At 61.3% G+C, this 15232-nt stretch carries 12 protein-coding genes and 7 pseudogenes; 14 read left to right on the top strand and 5 right to left on the bottom strand.

Annotation, left to right across the window (positions count from 1 at the left end; genetic code table 11):
* Positions 1-278 precede the first annotated feature (278 nt).
* The 10 genes and pseudogenes from M3I54_RS41165 to M3I54_RS41120 all read left to right on the top strand — a co-directional run bounded on the left by M3I54_RS41165 (position 279) and on the right by M3I54_RS41120 (position 9518).
* A complete protein-coding gene (locus tag M3I54_RS41165) occupies positions 279-731 on the top strand; it encodes a hypothetical protein (protein ID WP_254345870.1) in 453 nt (150 codons plus the stop codon).
* Between the two features lie 285 nt (positions 732-1016).
* Positions 1017-1661: a hypothetical protein gene (locus tag M3I54_RS41160; RefSeq protein ID WP_254345868.1), complete on the top strand. Its 645-nt coding sequence runs from the start codon at positions 1017-1019 to the stop codon at positions 1659-1661.
* Between the two features lie 11 nt (positions 1662-1672).
* Positions 1673-2362 (top strand): hypothetical protein, encoded by a 690-nt coding sequence (locus tag M3I54_RS41155; RefSeq protein WP_254345866.1) that lies wholly within the window; start codon positions 1673-1675, stop codon positions 2360-2362.
* 59 nt (positions 2363-2421) lie between these two features.
* On the top strand, positions 2422-3069 hold the full coding sequence (locus tag M3I54_RS41150; RefSeq protein ID WP_254345864.1) for an RES family NAD+ phosphorylase: 648 nt from the start codon (positions 2422-2424) through the stop codon (positions 3067-3069).
* 236 nt (positions 3070-3305) lie between these two features.
* Positions 3306-3761, top strand: a pseudogene (locus M3I54_RS41145) (IS5 family transposase); the annotation flags it as partial.
* Positions 3762-3888: 127 nt separating this feature from the next.
* Entirely contained in the window at positions 3889-5040 is a 1152-nt protein-coding gene (locus tag M3I54_RS41140; RefSeq protein ID WP_254345874.1) for an IS110 family transposase, read from the top strand.
* 302 nt (positions 5041-5342) lie between these two features.
* Positions 5343-5735 (top strand): DUF2946 domain-containing protein, encoded by a 393-nt coding sequence (locus tag M3I54_RS41135; protein ID WP_254345862.1) that lies wholly within the window; start codon positions 5343-5345, stop codon positions 5733-5735.
* A 156-nt stretch (positions 5736-5891) separates the two neighbouring features.
* Entirely contained in the window at positions 5892-6797 is a 906-nt protein-coding gene (locus M3I54_RS41130; RefSeq protein WP_254345860.1) for a hypothetical protein, read from the top strand.
* Positions 6794-7168, top strand: a complete 375-nt coding sequence (locus tag M3I54_RS41125; protein ID WP_254345858.1) for a copper resistance protein CopC — start codon at positions 6794-6796, stop codon at positions 7166-7168. The genes M3I54_RS41130 and M3I54_RS41125 overlap by 4 nt, the downstream gene beginning before the upstream one ends.
* A 223-nt stretch (positions 7169-7391) precedes the next feature.
* Positions 7392-9518, top strand: coding sequence for a hypothetical protein (locus M3I54_RS41120; RefSeq protein WP_254345856.1), 2127 nt, complete (start codon positions 7392-7394; stop codon positions 9516-9518).
* Positions 9519-9845: 327 nt separating this feature from the next.
* Here M3I54_RS41120 and M3I54_RS41115 read toward each other — a convergent pair whose 3' ends face one another.
* Positions 9846-10625 (bottom strand): SOS response-associated peptidase, encoded by a 780-nt coding sequence (locus tag M3I54_RS41115; RefSeq protein ID WP_254345854.1) that lies wholly within the window; start codon positions 10623-10625, stop codon positions 9846-9848.
* Between M3I54_RS41115 and M3I54_RS41110 the strand changes: the two are divergent.
* Positions 10572-11590: pseudogene (locus tag M3I54_RS41110) on the top strand (IS110 family transposase). The gene M3I54_RS41115 and the pseudogene M3I54_RS41110 sit on opposite strands and share 54 nt — an antisense overlap.
* Positions 11591-12397: 807 nt before the next feature.
* Here the strand turns inward: M3I54_RS41110 and M3I54_RS41105 are convergent.
* Positions 12398-13192 (bottom strand): SDR family NAD(P)-dependent oxidoreductase, encoded by a 795-nt coding sequence (locus M3I54_RS41105; protein WP_031356643.1) that lies wholly within the window; start codon positions 13190-13192, stop codon positions 12398-12400.
* A 103-nt stretch (positions 13193-13295) separates the two neighbouring features.
* Between M3I54_RS41105 and M3I54_RS41100 the strand changes: the two genes are divergently transcribed.
* Together M3I54_RS41100 and M3I54_RS41095 are read left to right on the top strand one after the other, a co-directional pair.
* Complete coding sequence (locus tag M3I54_RS41100; protein ID WP_309249680.1) at positions 13296-13538, top strand: LysR family transcriptional regulator; 243 nt, start codon at positions 13296-13298, stop codon at positions 13536-13538.
* A gap of 9 nt (positions 13539-13547) precedes the next feature.
* Positions 13548-13883: pseudogene (locus M3I54_RS41095) on the top strand (transposase); the annotation flags it as partial.
* A 40-nt stretch (positions 13884-13923) separates the two neighbouring features.
* Here the strand turns inward: M3I54_RS41095 and M3I54_RS45580 are convergent.
* Positions 13924-14118, bottom strand: a pseudogene (locus M3I54_RS45580) (DDE-type integrase/transposase/recombinase); the annotation flags it as partial.
* Between the two features lie 42 nt (positions 14119-14160).
* Between M3I54_RS45580 and M3I54_RS41085 the strand changes: the two are divergent.
* Positions 14161-14325: pseudogene (locus M3I54_RS41085) on the top strand (transposase); the annotation flags it as partial.
* A 2-nt stretch (positions 14326-14327) separates the two neighbouring features.
* On the opposite strand, the pseudogene M3I54_RS41080 reads toward M3I54_RS41085, so the two are convergent.
* Positions 14328-14854, bottom strand: a pseudogene (locus M3I54_RS41080) (IS6 family transposase); the annotation flags it as partial.
* 170 nt (positions 14855-15024) lie between these two features.
* A pseudogene (locus M3I54_RS41075) lies at positions 15025-15232 on the bottom strand (IS3 family transposase); the annotation flags it as partial.

The following is a 15232-nucleotide window of genomic DNA, read 5'->3' as shown; positions in this document are numbered from 1 at the left end:
CCCGAAGTGCTTGGCAAAGTTGCTCACCTGCTGGAGATACACGCGTTGCGTGTTGGCCGCGAGGTTGCGCACGCGCATATCCTCGATCATGCGTCGACGTAGGGGTGTCATGGTGGACTCCGCTCTGAATGGTCACGGCAGCAAATTGCACTGCCATCGTCGCACTCGAGCAGAGGGGCCCTGCAGATGATCCCGGAGCCGATGTCGCTGGCCAACCACCACCTCCCGCTTCAGCGGGTTAGTTCAATACCAGTTATCAGACTTGATGATGTTCGCAAATGTCGGTTTTTGATATCGGTGGCCCCGCCCCGGACCCTCAGCCGGCACGCCGCGACCGATCCGGCGCCGTCCCAGCGGCGGCCTTATGGCTTGCCAAACAGGGAGCGGGTGTCGAACTCGTTGCCCTTGCGCTGCCCGCCGGCTGTGCCCCCGAAACCCTGCCGCCGGCGGTCGCGGCGCTCATGGCCGCGTGCTGGCCGGGGATGAGCCGCGCCCAGCTGCTCGACCGGGCTCGGCGCCTGGCCCTGCGCGCCTCGCTGCGCGCCCGCCCGGGGTCGAGTTCCGAACCCGGCCCGGACGGCGTGCGCCTGTACGCGCTGGTGCTCATGATGGGTGAGGTGAGGGCGGAACTGGTCGCGCACGTGCGGCGGCTCGCGCGCCGCCGCGGTGCCCGGCGCGCCCGGGCGTCCCTGCCGCCGGCGCGGGACATGAGGCAAGCGGGGCTTTTCTGATCACATCGGAGTGGTTCGCACCAGTGCAGCTTGACCGTAGTGATATTGGTTGACGCGCTCGACAAAGGCGGCAGTGCGGGATGGCCTCGCGGTCGGTGAAGTCACTTGGCGCACGCGACGGACGCCGTCAGCCGAGCCGATCGAAGGGATTCTGTTTAGGGAGGCTACGAAGGCTGACGGCGTCGGACTGTCCCGGGGGGCTTTGGGCAAGAAAATAGCGAAAATTGCGAAAAATGAGAAATCTATGTACCATAGAAGCATTCCGAGTTTCACGAGGGTGGTCGCATGGTCGATCTTGAGCAAGCAATTCATGACTGTATGGTCGTCGCTGAACGCATCAAGGGATGTCTTTTTCCGCCCTCACCCGTGCTTGCGGGGGAGTACGCGCTGCGCGAACCATCGGGGTCCGCCATGCCTTGGGAAACGGAAAGCGGGTTTCTGCCTGAGCCAGATGTTTTGCCCGACTCATTGGAGCCTTCCGGCAGGTTTGAAGAAACGAATTTAAAGGATCTGCTCGACGGTGAGCTTTTGCTTGAGCCGATGAGCGTGAGGTATGGACGCAACGACGGCGCGGATCGCGGCCTGCTCGCGATATTGGGTCAGTACTTCGGCCGTCCTACCCGCACGCTTGTGCAGTCCCAGACCTCGCGGGCAGTGGAGCGCCTTTGGGGCGGCAAATTGCGCCGACGCACAAGCTACGTTGTCGTCGACAGTGGCTGGACATCGAGTGTGCGGCTCGCGAGGGATTTTTTCCTTGCCGCGTGGCGCGAACTCTCGGACATCCATCGTGATCTGGCCAGCAAGCGTGCTCTCGTGCGCGCCCTTCACATCCGTGTCAAATCAAGTAACGCGCCGACGGCTGAAACGGGCAGCGCAGCGGCAATCGCCAAACGGATGAATCCGCTTGGCGCTCCGCCGTATCTCGTCTGAAGGAGATCGATATGCCACATGTAAACGACGACCGGAACCATGGTGTCGGCGGAATCAAGATTCACGCGATTCTGGCCGATGGAAATCGCAGTTCGGGTGCTCGCGTAGCGCGGGACGTAGCAGAGATTTTCGCGGCGGATATTGAAGGGGTTCTGCGTGAGAAAATTGCACCCGGTTTGGTTGATGAGCAGCTCCATCGCCTGGTTCGCAACGCTCTTGAAGAGCGCATCACCGAGATGCTTGTCATCGAGGCGGGTGCGTCCCAAGGTGCTGCGCCGGTGTCGTTGCCTGTGGGCAATCTCAAGCCCTCGGATGTGATAGGACAGAGACTGGTTCAACTCTCGCTCGCCAGCTTGTATCGATGCGTGGACACAAACCGGTTCTACTGTGTGAAGCCGCCCGGCCAGAGCAACGGCCGCGTGTTTCCGGAATGGCAATTTGTACCGCCGGTGCCGGAGCTGCTTCCTGCGGTTTTGTCTGAGCTTCGAGGGTCTGTGACGACTGAGGTTCACGCCTTTCTCGTGACAGCGCTGGACGAACTGAACGAGCTTGCGCCGGCCGAATTGCTCGCCGGAAGGATGTTCGCAGGCCGCGGAACCCCCCACAGCAGCCAGATGCGCCTTTTGCAACTGTCTGCCGCGGAAAGGCAGCGGCGCGTTCTCGTCGCAATTAAGCGTCAGAGGGAAGGCGTGGCGCACTAAACGGCCCACCCATGCAGAAAAATAAACTGTTGGAACCGCCCGGCGTTGTCGGCGTAGCAATGCCGACCGTCGGGCAAATCATCACCGGTCTCGCAACCGAGATCGTGCAAATCAAAAGCGGCGAGCCGCTCTATCGCGCGGCCTGGTCACGTCACGCAGTGCTTCCAGAGAAGGCACCGCGCCCGTATCGCTTCGGTCCGCCCGATTCCCTTCGTGCAGCCGACGGCACGGTGCCGTTCTGGTGGTTGTATCTTGCGCCGCAGCCAGACACGACGGTTTGGGAGGCGCGTTTCTGTCTGAACGACGTCACCCGGCCCGGCACGTTCTACATCGACCCGGCTGCTGAGCGTAACGGACTGATTGCGACGCTGTTATTCCCCCGGGACTTGCTGCTCTGGAACTTCAATGGCGAAGCGTCGAGCCGCCTCGGCATTTATGACCAGCTATCGAGTCCGGATTACGACTGGTGCCAGGAGTTCGGCGCCCGCGTGCATGCAGCCATCTCGCAGGTCGACGCTCAGTCTAGGCCTGATGGATTCATGTATCCGTCGCGTCGCGTGCGTGGCAGCGCGGCAATCGTTCTGTCGTCGGAAGCGGTTGCGTCGATGCGTGCCCAGGTGACGTCGCAATACGAGCGCTTTGTCGACCATTCGGTCTATGAGCGGCTGCGCCAGCATCCGCTGTGCGTGCCGCCGCCGCTCGCTTGAGCTATCTGGTGACGGGGGAGGTCCTAGAGGGTCAAGGGCCGCGATGACCCTATGAAACAGCGCCACCCATGGGGTGGCGTTTTAATTTTCTGTTCGTTGCGCATTTCTCGCGACCCGGCTCGGCCTGGGGATAATCGCGCTTCCAAATCACGCGAACTAGGGAAGGTCTGCAAAAGTCCTGGAGTTGATGTCTGGTTGGCCTATCCTGGAAGAACGCGAGTTAAAGGAGTTCCTCGATGACACAGTTCGGTCTTGGTCTGGATCTTTCAACGAAACGCACGCGCAAGCGGGAATTTCTCGATGAGATGAGGCGCGTTGTGCCATGGTCGAAGTTGATTGCGCTGATCGAACCGCACTATCCGAAGGGTAAGACTGGAAGGCCGCCGTTTCCAGTTGCGACGATGCTGCAGATCCACTTCATGCAGCAGTGGTTTGGTCTGTCAGACCCGGCGATGGAAGAGGCATTTTATGACGTGCCGCTGTATCGTGAGTTTGCGGAACTGGACGAAGGTATGACGCGTTTACCGGACGAGAGCACGATTCTGCGGTTCCGTCATCTTCTCGAAACGCACGGTCTGGCCGCGCAGATGCTCGCACTGGTCAATGAGATCCTGAGTGAAAAAGGCTTGATGTTGAAGGCAGGGTCAGCGGTCGACGCGACCTTGATTAGCGCGCCCAGTACGACAAAGAACGGACACTGTTTGCGCTGGGTAGGCAGTATGACTTCCTGCGATACAGAGGCCGGCCTGCCGCAGCGGAATCAAACGCGGGTTAGCATTGCTGTCAGAGCCGCACGGTGCGGGCGTGCCGCACCCGGCGATTTCCGAGACGGAGGCCAGCGTAGAACACGATAGCACTCTTTATGTGGGTCTCGATGTTCATAAGGATTCGATCACAGCCGCCTATGCGATTGGAGCGGGCGAGGTTGAATTGCTCGGCAAGATCGGTACCACTCAAGCCGACGTGGAGCGTCTGTGCAAGCGATTGCAATCGAAAGCGCGATGCATCAGCGTCGTCTATGAAGCGGGCCCGTGCGGATATGGGCTTTACCGTCAGCTTGTCCAGAAAGGCTTCCAGTGCATGGTGTGCGCGCCGTCGCTGATTCCCAGGAAGCCTGGTGAGCGCATCAAGACTGACCGACGTGACGCCGTCAAGCTCGTTCGATCATTGCGTGCTGGCGACCTGTCGGCAGTGTACGTGCCCGGCGTCGAAGATGAAGCATTCCGGGATCTGGCACGGGCATGGGTAATTGCCAAAGACGACTTGAAGCGGGCACGACAACGGGTGAAGGCCTTTCTGCTTTCGCACGGCGTGCGCTATACCGGCTGTGCTGACTGGGGACCAGCGCACCGACGCTGGCTGAGTGCGTATAGCTTCGACAGTACGTGGCAGCAGTTTGCGTTCGAAGAGCAGCGGCGCGCGATCGAGGACCGGCTCGCGCAATGCGACCGGCTGGAGTCGGCACTGCGTGAGGCAGTCGTCAGCTGGCGCTTCTATCCGGTCGTGCTGGGCCTGCAGGCCATGCGCGGCATTCAGTTCACCACGGCGGTGGGTATGCTCGCCGAGCTGGGGGATCTCTCGCGCTTCGTGCACCCACGCCAGCTGATGGCATGGTTGGGGGTGACACCATCCGAGCACTCATCGGGTGGCAAGCGCCGTCAGGGCAGCATCACTAAAAGCGGCAACAGTTATGCGAGAAAGCTGCGGGTTGAAGCTGCATGGAGCTACCGGCACCCTGCTCGCGTAAGCCCGGATATCCAGCGTCGTCATGAGGGCTTGCCCAAGCCAATTGTAGATCGAGCCTGGGACGCGCAGGTACGCCTTTGCCGACGCTATCGCAAACTCGTCGCGCGCGGCAAGGAGAAGAATGTCGCGGTAGTCGCAGTTGCCCGTGAGCTCAGTGGATTCATATGGGACATCTGCCGGCTGTCGTTGTCGCTCGCCATTCCCCGTGAGACACAGATGCCCTGACATGAAGCAATACTTGCGACTATCTCCAGCTAACCCTGATGGCGGCAACGTTTTCGCCCAGGCCCGGGCGAAAGACCCTGCACTGATTCGGGCTCGGCGTGCCGCCACACTACAATTAGCCCGTAGCGTCAAATTGCCACTGTGCGATGGGGAACCTCACCATAGGCGAAAGATTTGGTACGCTCGGCCACCTAATCGTTGCACTTCCTGTTGCAAACTGGCCGCGCTCGACCAGCCGCCGGTGAAGAGCGGCGATGGCTCGACCGTTCCTCTGCCAATTTTTTACGTCTCGCCGATTCGCCATGCTCAACCGCCACCGTCAGAAGATCGGTGCCTGGCTCGGGATGCTTGCCATCCTGCTGAGCGTGGTCGCGCCTACGGTGTCCCAGGTGCTGCGCGGCGTGCATGGCGACGTCGAGCATCACGAGCATCATTCCCATCACCATCATCCGGCGGTTGAGGTCGCGTTGGATGCCCATGCCGGGCACCACCATGGCTCCGATTCGTCGTCGCTGTGCGACGCATGCCCCTATTGCGGACTGTTCGCGCACTCGCCAGCCTTGCCTGGCGTGGCCGTCGCATCGAGCGTCGCGCCGCTGCGCCCCTCCTTTCCTGCCCCCCTCGTCACCGCCGCGTTCCGCCCGTACACGGTGCTGACGCCGGCTCAGCCGCGCGCTCCCCCCGCCTGGTCCTGATCTTCGCAGACGTTTTCCAGCCAATGTGGCGATGCCGGTGAGCGGCATCGCTGCGCTGGCGCGCGCCTGCCGTGCGCCCCCCCGCCGGGGCTTGCTCGTCCTCGGCAGGGAGCCGCGTGCGAGGGCGCTTCACCACAATTCGATCAGGACCTGAACATGCGAACCACTCTCAAACGGGGCGCCGCAGCGCTGTGCGCGCTCGCGCCGTGCCTGGTATCAATCGATGCGTCGGCCCACGCGGTGGTCGGCGATCGCGTATTCCCTGCCACGATGGCGGTCGACGATCCCGGCGTCGGCGATGAATTCAACCTGGAGTACGGCCACATCAAGACGCCTGACAGCAACGGCGACGACATGAACGTGAACACTGTGTCGTATGAATGGGACAAGTTGATCACCAGGAATCTCGCGTTCAGCGTCGCGAGTAACTACACGAGCTTGAACTCGCCGGATGGCAGCGCGAAGGGCTGGGACAATTTCACGCTCGGCGTCAAATATCTTGTGTACACGAACGCACCGCACGAATTCATGGCGTCGGTCGGACTGCTCGCCACACTCGGCGGCACCGGCGCCAGATCGATTGCGAATTCGTTTTCGACGTTCACCCCGACCGCTTATTTCGGCAAGGGCTTCGGCGACCTGCCCGCATCACTCGGTTACCTGCGGCCGTTCGCCATCACCGGCACGATTGGTCCCAACCTGACGACCGCCTCGTCCGATACCGGACCGAACTCGCTCGGCTGGGGTGTCACGCTCCAGTACAGCATTCCCTACCTGCAATCCCAGGTGAAGGACCTCGGGCTGCCCCAGCCGATCAGCAATCTGGTGCCGGTCGTCGAATTCCCGATGAGCACCTGCACGGCGGGCGCATGCTCCGGCCACACGACGGGGACGATCAACCCCGGCTTCATCTGGATCAACCGCTACGGGCAGTTCGGCATCGAGGCGCAGATTCCCGTCAATCGCGCGAGCGGTACGCATACGGGAATACTGTTGCAGGCTCACATGTATTTCGACGACATCTTCCCTAACTCTCTGGGTAAACCGCTCTTCGGACAATGAAAACCGCTCTGATCTCCCTTTCGATGCGCGGCGGCGCCGCCGCGCTGGCATTGACACTCGCGCAACTCGCCCACGCGCACGCCTACCCGACCCATCAGGCGCCGGCGGCGGGCTCGGCCGTCCCCGCCTCGCAGAAGGACGTCGCGATTGATTTCGACGACAGCCTTGAGCCCGCCTTCAGCTCGATCACCGTCACGGACGCGCACGGCGGCGCCGTCACCAGCGGCAAGACCGTGGTCGACCCGTCGAACAGCAAGCACATGTCGGTGTCGTTGAACCCGCTGACGCCGGGTGTCTATACGGTCTCGTGGGTCGCTGTCGCCGCGGACGGGCATCGCACGCAGGGGCACTACACGTTCACGGTGAAGTGATCATGGAGCCGCTCGTCGCCGCGCAGATTGCCCTCGCCGCAGTGCAAGACGTGCTGTTCGCGACGGCAGCCGGCTCGCTTGCGTGCGCTGTGCTGGGGAAAAAGAGCGGCATGGGGCGCCGGCCACGCTGCGCGGCTGGCAGGCGGGTCTCGCGATCGCTCTGGCGCTCACGGCCCTCGCTTACCTCTAGCATGCCGCCAGCCGGGGCGTGCTGTTTCACGGCATGGCGGGAGCGGGAAAGACCGCCTGCGTGGTGGAACTGGCCTGGCATCATCTCCGGGCGGCTCGCTTCGAACGGGTCGTCTGGTACAGGGCGCCCGAATTGAACGCCGACGCTTCGATGACCTTGAGCGCGCTCGCGCTCGCGATGGAAACGCAGTTGCCCGGCATCGCCATGCTTCATGCCGTCGCGAGCGAGGCCGCGCTGGCCCAATGGCTGCCGGTGCTTCGGCAAACGCTGGAGACGAGCACCGTTCTGATCGTGATCGACAACGTGGAAACGCTTTTGACGGCCAGTGGTCACTGGTGTGACCAGCGTTGGTCGATGCTGATGCGCGCCTTCCACGATCACGGCGGTACGTCGCGCGTGGCGATGTCGAGCCGCATCGTCCCCACCGGCATGCCCGCTTCCTTCGTTCTGCTGACCGTGCATGCCTTGCCGCTCGACGAAACCTTGCTGCTGATCCGCGAGCTACCCAATCTGCGGGCGCTGCTCGAAGGCCGTTCGCCCACTGTCCGTGCCGCGCGCGGCCGCGAATTGTTGCGCGACACCTTGCGGGCGGTGCAGGGCCACCCGAAGCTGATCGAGTTCGCGGAGCGGCTCGCCGCCGAGCCGGAACGCCTCGCACGGCGGTTGCGAGACATCGGCGGTCCCGGGCAGGCCGATGCGGACGCAGCCGACGCTTACCTGGTTCGCGGCGAAACCCACCGCGACGTTCAGGCGTTCCTCGATCAGCTCGATAGCTGGACGCGCGCGCTGTCTCGCGCGCTCTCGAAGTCCGTGAGAACGGTGTTCCATCTGCTTTGCGCAATGGAGCCGGACGACCGGCGCAGCGCGGTCGTCGAAGCCAATTGGCCGGCGCTCTGGCGCGAAACATCGCACGGCGCACAGCATGTGGACATGCGCGCGGCGATCGCACGGCTCGAAAGCTGCGGGCTCGTCGAGCTGCGCGCCGCCGCGGGGCAACGCGCCCACGCCGCCTTCGCGATTCACCCGGAGGTGGCGCGCGCGGGGCGGGCCGAGGCGGCCGTGCAATTCCAGACGCGCGTTGACGAGGTGATGGTGAATTACTGGTATCACCTCATGCGCGTGACCATGGACAATGCGGCGCGGGTGGCGAATGCCGGCGCCACGGTCGCGCTGGCAGGCTGGTCTGCGTTTCCCTATCTGCTGCGCAACGGCGAATGGGATCTTGCCTCGCAGATGATCGAGCGGGTGATGCGCGTGGACGACTCGCCGCGCGCGACCGCGATGTTGCTTCCCGTCGTCACGCGCATGGCGGCCGCCACCGCGAAAACACCGAAGGCGTTGATCACCCAGACTCTGCTGGCAAGCGTGCTGGATCGGGCCGGCTTTTGGCGCGAAGCCGTGGAGCGCTGGGAGGCCGTGCTCGATGCGGCCGAGCGCGCGGACAACTTCGGGGTGGCGGCGCCGGTGTGCAAAGATCTTGCGAATGCCTGGCAGTCCGTAGACATCGAGAAAGCGCGGGCTTATGCGAAGCTGCATCACCGCTATGCGAGCCTCGCCGGGGCCGGCACGTGGAGCGAGTTGTCCGCGCTCGGGCAGCAGCTTCAGTTGCTCGCGCAAAAGGCACAGTACGGCGAGGTGTTGACGCACCTGCCCGAATTGCGCCGGCGAATGATCGCGGCGGGCAAGCCGGGGCCGCTGGAAGCCATGCTGGACTGGAACGTGCGCAACGTGATCTTCGATACGGCGAGCGACGCCGCGTCTCAATACGGCAGAGCTTGCCTCGCTGCGGCAATGAGCCACGAGGGCACGCAAGCGCTCGACTGGGAGACCCGCGCGCGCGCCGCGTGGCGCGCTTCCCTGAAGTACAACGGCAAGGCGCGCGCCGCCCATCGCCGGCGTGGCGCCTTGCCGCTCGAACTGGCGCGCAACCGATTCAACGACAATGGCCCGCTGATCGATCTGGGGCGCTACGCCGAGGCATACGCGATGCTTCTCGAATGCAAGAACGTGTTCGAGTCGGAAAATGCATTTGCCGAACTCGGCGACCTTTATTCGGCGCTCGGCACCCTCGAACAGAAGCGTAAGCACATGAAGCAGGCGCGCGAATTCGAGGCCAGGGCGCTGCGCTCAGGTGGTAATGTCGGCAACCACCAGGCTTGAGAGTGCTCACTGCGTTGCACGCTATTTCATAATTCACGCAGATTCCGAGGGGACGTCGGTATTTCGAGCGGATGACTTAGATAATGTTATCGATCCTGTAGATATGAGGGACCGGATCGCCGTGTACAAATTGGAATGGTGAAAATTGCGACCATGCCCGATCTGACAGCGTCAACGCGAAACGCGCTGCGGTCGTTCTACGCGACTTTTCCGAACTCAAGGAAATCGCCCGGCGGAAACTCGCTTGTACTGAAGCGAAGCAACCGCGAGTTTCCGCCGGGCGATCTCCCCGAGCCTGTTGACGCTTGTTGGATAGCGAGGCGCACTTTACGACTCTGATGTCGCAGTCGCCTTCGGTTTGCGCGGTGGTGCCGGGGCGGCCTCTGCGCTCATGTCGCCCGCGGGATACAGCGACAAAAACGACCGGGCCTCATCGGTCGAGCGGCACGCGAGCCAGTTCTCATGCTGGTCGAGCGGCACGATGATCACGCTGCGCTTCTCGGCACCGGGCTTGTGGAAGCGCCGCATCAGCAGATGCGACTCGGTGTTCAGGGTTAGCATCGTGAACGACAGCGCACGGCCCTCGGGCTCGCTCCACTCGTGCCACAGGCCGGCGACCGCGAACGGTGCGTGATCAGCCAGGCCGATGCGCCAGCGTACCGCCTTGCCGCTCTCGTAATTAGGCTCGTAGATGGCCTCGCACGGTATCAAAGCGAGTTGCAGCTTCTTCCACGCTCCGCTGAATGAGCGCTTTTCACCAACTGTCTCAGAGCGCGCGTTCATCGTGTCGAACGCCTTCACGCCCTCTGGGATATGGCACCGCGGGACAATGCCGAACGTCGCGAGGTCCGCGCGGTCATTGCCCTCGACACGGCGGATGATCGGCGCGGCATAGTCCTTGTAGATCTCATCGCGCCCAGGGGCTGTCCGGCGGCTCGATCCCAAAGTGCTTGAAGAGCTGGTCGCGGCGCGCCGCTGCGTAGTTCGATGGGATGAACGCCGCTGCGCAGGTGGCACATCATGCTCGTGCGGTACATCCGAACGGAGGCAACGATGAAGCTCACGCCTGTAGGAATCGACATAGGGAAGAATGTCTGCCAAATTCACTACTTTGATCCGAGTAGCGGTGAAGTCATCAACAAACCGCTGAAGCGCTCTGCTTTCCTCGAATATTTCGCCAATCGGGGACCCTTCCTGATCGGTATGGAAGCATGTGGCGGCTCGCAACATTGGGCGCGATCGCTAACGCAGATGGGGCATCAGGTCAGGTTGATGGCGCCACGGTTTGCGAAGGCGTTCAATATCGGAACAAAAACGATGCAGCGGACGCGCGGGCGATCTGGCTCGCGGTCCAGCAGCCGGGCAACACCGTTGCAATCAAAACCGAAGCGCAGCAGGCGGTCCTCGGTTTGCATCGCCTGCGGCAACAACTCGTCAAGTTCCGCACGTCGCAGATCAACTGCATTCGCGGTCTTCTGGGCAAATACGGGCAGGTCATGCCGGCAAGCAGGCGGGCCTTCGACGCCAACATCTCCGCAGTCCTGGATCGTGCCAGCGTTCAGATTCCGGGCCCGCTGGTTGAAACTCTACGCGAACAGTGGGCTGCCCTAACGCAACTGGATGAGCAGATCGCGCGCATCGAGCAGCGGCTCAGGCATTGGATGAGCGAGGACGCGAGCGTGCAGGCGATTGGCGCAATTCCAGGCGTTGGCGTCCTGACCGCAACCGCTGCGGTCGCGACAATCGGTGACGCGAAAACCTTCAAATCTGGACGCGAATTCGCGGCGGCGCTAGGCCTCGTGCCACGGCAAGTTGGATCGGGTGGTAGAACGACGTTACTGGGGATCAGTAAACGAGGTGACCCCTATTTGCGTACCCTGCTCGTGCATTGTGCAAGGTCGCTCTGTACCCATCGCAGCTCGTTTAGTCCGTGGGCCGATCAACTTGCAAAGCGGAGGCCGTTCAACGTCATGATCGTTGGGCTGGCCAACAAGCTGGTGCGTGTCATCTGGGCAGTTCTCGCTCATGGCCGACCATATCAGCCGGATTTCACCAGTACGAAACCGACGTGATCCGTTAGTGATTCGCCAACGACAGAAAGGAGAAAACGATCATCTGGTCGCGTGGCATAACAGAAGGAGATGACAGGACAGGTTGGACCGTGACTCGCCAAGCCTGACTGTGCACCGGCGCCTCGAGCGCGATAGTTCGTCAAGGCGCGAGTCAGCGGTTCTCATCGTGGCCCGCGACAGCATCGACGTCGCAACAAGGCCGAATATACGTGTGCGATCCGCCTTTACCGTCATCCCGTCGCTATGCATAATTCCGGAGCGAGCTACACAAACCCAACGAAGCTGAACGAGCGAAACGCATCAAGAACTTCTGCCCGCTCACCAGACGGGCCGGTGAATCACGCGCTCAAGAAACCGACAGCCACCACCGTTTGCATCGGCCGCGACTCGCAAGACCTGACTGTGCACTGGCGCCTCAAGCGCGACAATTCGACGAGGCTCGAGTCTCCGGCCTTCATTTCGCCGGTATGTCATCGGCCGACATCCACCCTGAACGGCCGGTCGCAAGCACAAGACGTCGATGACTGCCTCCGAAGTGCTTGGGACGCCTGTTGACCCACCAACCACCAAGCTCAATTCAATAGGTCGACCCTGTTCGAACTGGGATTTGAAACCGATAACTGGTTCGTAATAGCACTTCCAGCATGCTTTTGATCTTGCTAAGGCGGCGTGAAGTTTAGGCCCGAGCCATAGACCCGGCAGCGAGCCGCTTGCGCACATTCAACTTGGGCTGTCGTCCACTCCGGGAAGGAACCGATGGTTTGGCCCTTCCCGAGGCCGCGTTGAGCGAGTGAAAAAGCGGGCGCCCTATGCAATTGTCCGAACGACACCGCCGTCGACACGCAAGGAAGTGCCTGTTGTCGCCGACGCCTGCTCCGAGCAGACATAGACGACTAGGTTTGCGACTTCTTCGGTTGTCGCGAAGCGATTGAGGAGCGTGGTCGGGCGATTCGTTTTCAGGAACTGCTGCTCGGCTTCCTCACGCGTAATGCCTTGCGCATCTGCGTTCGCCTGCGCCCAACCACCCATGATCTCCGAATTCGTCGGACCAGGGAGAACCGAATTAACGGTGACGCCCGTTCCGCCGACCACCTCGGCCAAGCCCCTCGCAATGGCGAGCTGAGCGGTCTTGGTCGTGGCGTAGTCGATCATGTCCTTGGGGATGGCAAGCGCGGACTCGCTACTGATGAAGACGACGCGCCCCCAGCCGCGCTTCGTCATGTTTGGCACATAGTGGCGGGAGGCGCGAATACCGCTCATGACGTTAAGTTCAAAGAGATCGATCCACTCGCTGTCCTCAATTTCGAAGAAGGACTTCGGACGCCCAGTACCCACATTGTTGACGAGAATGTCCGCATCCGGCGCCTGCGCGAACAAGTCCGCCGCGCCTTTCGGAGTCGCAAGATCTGCGATGACGCCGGTAAACTCCGCCTTTGGCAAGAGTTCGCGAAGCTCCCGAAGCGCCGTGGAGACGCGTTTCTCTGTGCGGCCGTTGATCACGACCGCGGCGCCTGCGCGCCCCAGCCCTTCTGCAATGGCTCGGCCGATACCTGCTGTCGACCCAGTAACGACGGCCTTGCGGCCAGTGAGATCAATATTCATGACACCATTCCTGCAGCTGTGGAGAGAGCTGCATTGTGAGTGATGTCGGAACTAACGATAATAGTTTAATTTTCCATAATATTAATTCCTAGGGGGAATTGAAGTGGATCGATTCCACGAATTAAACGCCTTCGTAGCCGTGGTTGAAGCAGGCAGTTTTACAGCTGCCGCGCATCGAACCGGCGATTCACAGTCGGCAATCAGTAACGCTATCGGCGCGCTCGAGAGGCGCCTCGGCGTGGTGTTATTTAACCGAAGTACGCGCCGCGTGACGCTGACGGATCAAGGGCAGAGATACTACGATCGGGCAAAACGGCTCTGTCACGTTGGCGGGGTGTTCGCGTAGCATGACGCGATGACGAAACCGAAATCGCTTTATCACGGCCACCGGTTCCCGGCGTCGGTTATCAGCCATGCTGTGCGTTGGTACTTTCGGTTCCAGCTCAGCCTGCGCGACATCGAAGAGTTGCTGTTCGAGCGCGGAGTGACGGTCAGTTACGAGACGATTCGTCGATGGTGCGAGAAGTTTGGCGCGGGCTTTGCCCATCGTGTGAAAGCGGCGCGGCGCAAGCCGGGTAACACGTGGCACCTCGACGAGATGTTCGTTACCCTGTGTGGTGAACCGTACCTGTTGTGGCGCGCCGTCGACGAGCACGGCGCGGAACTCGACATCCGGTTGTGTCGCGATAAGGGGAGCGAGACGTGGCGAGTTCAGGAATGAAAAGTACTGCTTATATCATCAGGGAGTAGAACTGATCTGCAGCGGTTCGTGAGATATCGTTTTCTTGCAGCTGCCCCTTGCTGATCATGTGCATGATTTCAATGCCGGCAAGGATGATGCGTGCGCACCGGAAATTCTTGAAGCCCATCATCGGCTTGATAATACGTTTGACGGCACGGTGATCCTGCTCGATGACGTTGTTTAGGGAAGGTCTGCAAAAGTCCTGGAGTTGACGCCTGGGTCGACTATCCTGGGAGAAGGCAGGTTTAAGGGGTTCCTCGATGACACAGCTTCGAGGTTGATTGCGTTGATCGAACCGCACTATCCGATGGCTAAGACTGGAAGGCCGCCGATTCCGATTGCGACGATGCTGCAGATCCACTTTATGCAGCAGTGGTTTGGTCTGTCAGACCGGTACTTGTTCTGGCGGATCTTGATCGGCGTCGGCCGTCCAGCGTTAAGCGCTTCGAGCGCGGCCAGATTGGCACCGCTCTTGTCCACGGTAATCGTTTCGGGCTCACCATTCCGGTCAATCGCCTTCTCGAAGTAGCGGCGCGCGGCGCCCTTGTCGCGATGGGCACGCAACAGGAAATCGACCGTGTTGCCCTGCTTGTCGACGGCGCGATACAGATATTTCCAGTGGCCTTTGACCTTGACGTAGGTTTCGTCCGTCCTCCAGCTCTTGCCCACGGCTCGCTTGCGTCGGGGGAACGCCTTCTCAAACAGCGGCACGAGTTTGATGACCCAACGGTGTACGCTCGAATGATCGACTTCGATGCCGCGCTCCGCCATCATTTCCTCGAGATTTCGAGGCTCAACGAGTAAGCCACATACCAGCGCACGCAAAGCAGGATCACGTCCAGTGGGTAATGCAACCGCTTCAGTACCTTGCCTACGCCATCAGGCAGCGTCTTGCGCAGCGTTTTCTTTGTATCGCCCATCGTGTTTGGCATCGGTGTCGGGCCACCGATTTTACTGCAGTGGCTTATTGCGACATAGCCATGGTGACGGCTTCAAGGAGTTGTACGTGCGCGCGGCGAAGAGGAACTCCATCTCCGCGGGGCCGTCGCTCTGAACCGCCCCGGGTTTCCCGGAGGCTGTTTTGCTTGAGTCACGCCGCGATGGCGGACCCAGCGAGTTTTGAATAATAAGCGGCTTCTGCCTCGGCAGGTGGAATGTTGCCGATGGGGCCGAATAGTCGACGATTGTTGAACCAGTCAACCCATTCGAGCGTCGCCATTTCAACGGCCTGCGGATTGCGCCACGGTCCGAGGCGATGGATCACCTCTGCCTTGTACAAGCCGTTGATCGTTTCAGCC

Origin of the sequence: Paraburkholderia sp. CNPSo 3274, assembly GCF_024206475.1 — a bacterium.
Classification (GTDB): Bacteria; Pseudomonadota; Gammaproteobacteria; order Burkholderiales; family Burkholderiaceae; genus Paraburkholderia.
The sequence above is the reverse complement of the archived record's forward strand: the minus strand, read 5'-3'. Positions and strand labels throughout refer to the sequence as shown.

Coding starts and splice junctions, on each gene's coding strand:
- M3I54_RS41165 (WP_254345870.1), top strand. CDS start 279: ATGTCGGTTTTTGATATCGGTGGCCCCGCCCCGGACCCTCAGCCGGCA.
- M3I54_RS41160 (WP_254345868.1), top strand. CDS start 1,017: ATGGTCGATCTTGAGCAAGCAATTCATGACTGTATGGTCGTCGCTGAA.
- M3I54_RS41155 (WP_254345866.1), top strand. CDS start 1,673: ATGCCACATGTAAACGACGACCGGAACCATGGTGTCGGCGGAATCAAG.
- M3I54_RS41150 (WP_254345864.1), top strand. CDS start 2,422: ATGCCGACCGTCGGGCAAATCATCACCGGTCTCGCAACCGAGATCGTG.
- M3I54_RS41135 (WP_254345862.1), top strand. CDS start 5,343: ATGCTCAACCGCCACCGTCAGAAGATCGGTGCCTGGCTCGGGATGCTT.
- M3I54_RS41130 (WP_254345860.1), top strand. CDS start 5,892: ATGCGAACCACTCTCAAACGGGGCGCCGCAGCGCTGTGCGCGCTCGCG.
- M3I54_RS41125 (WP_254345858.1), top strand. CDS start 6,794: ATGAAAACCGCTCTGATCTCCCTTTCGATGCGCGGCGGCGCCGCCGCG.
- M3I54_RS41120 (WP_254345856.1), top strand. CDS start 7,392: ATGGCGGGAGCGGGAAAGACCGCCTGCGTGGTGGAACTGGCCTGGCAT.
- M3I54_RS41105 (WP_031356643.1), bottom strand. CDS start 13,192: ATGAATATTGATCTCACTGGCCGCAAGGCCGTCGTTACTGGGTCGACA.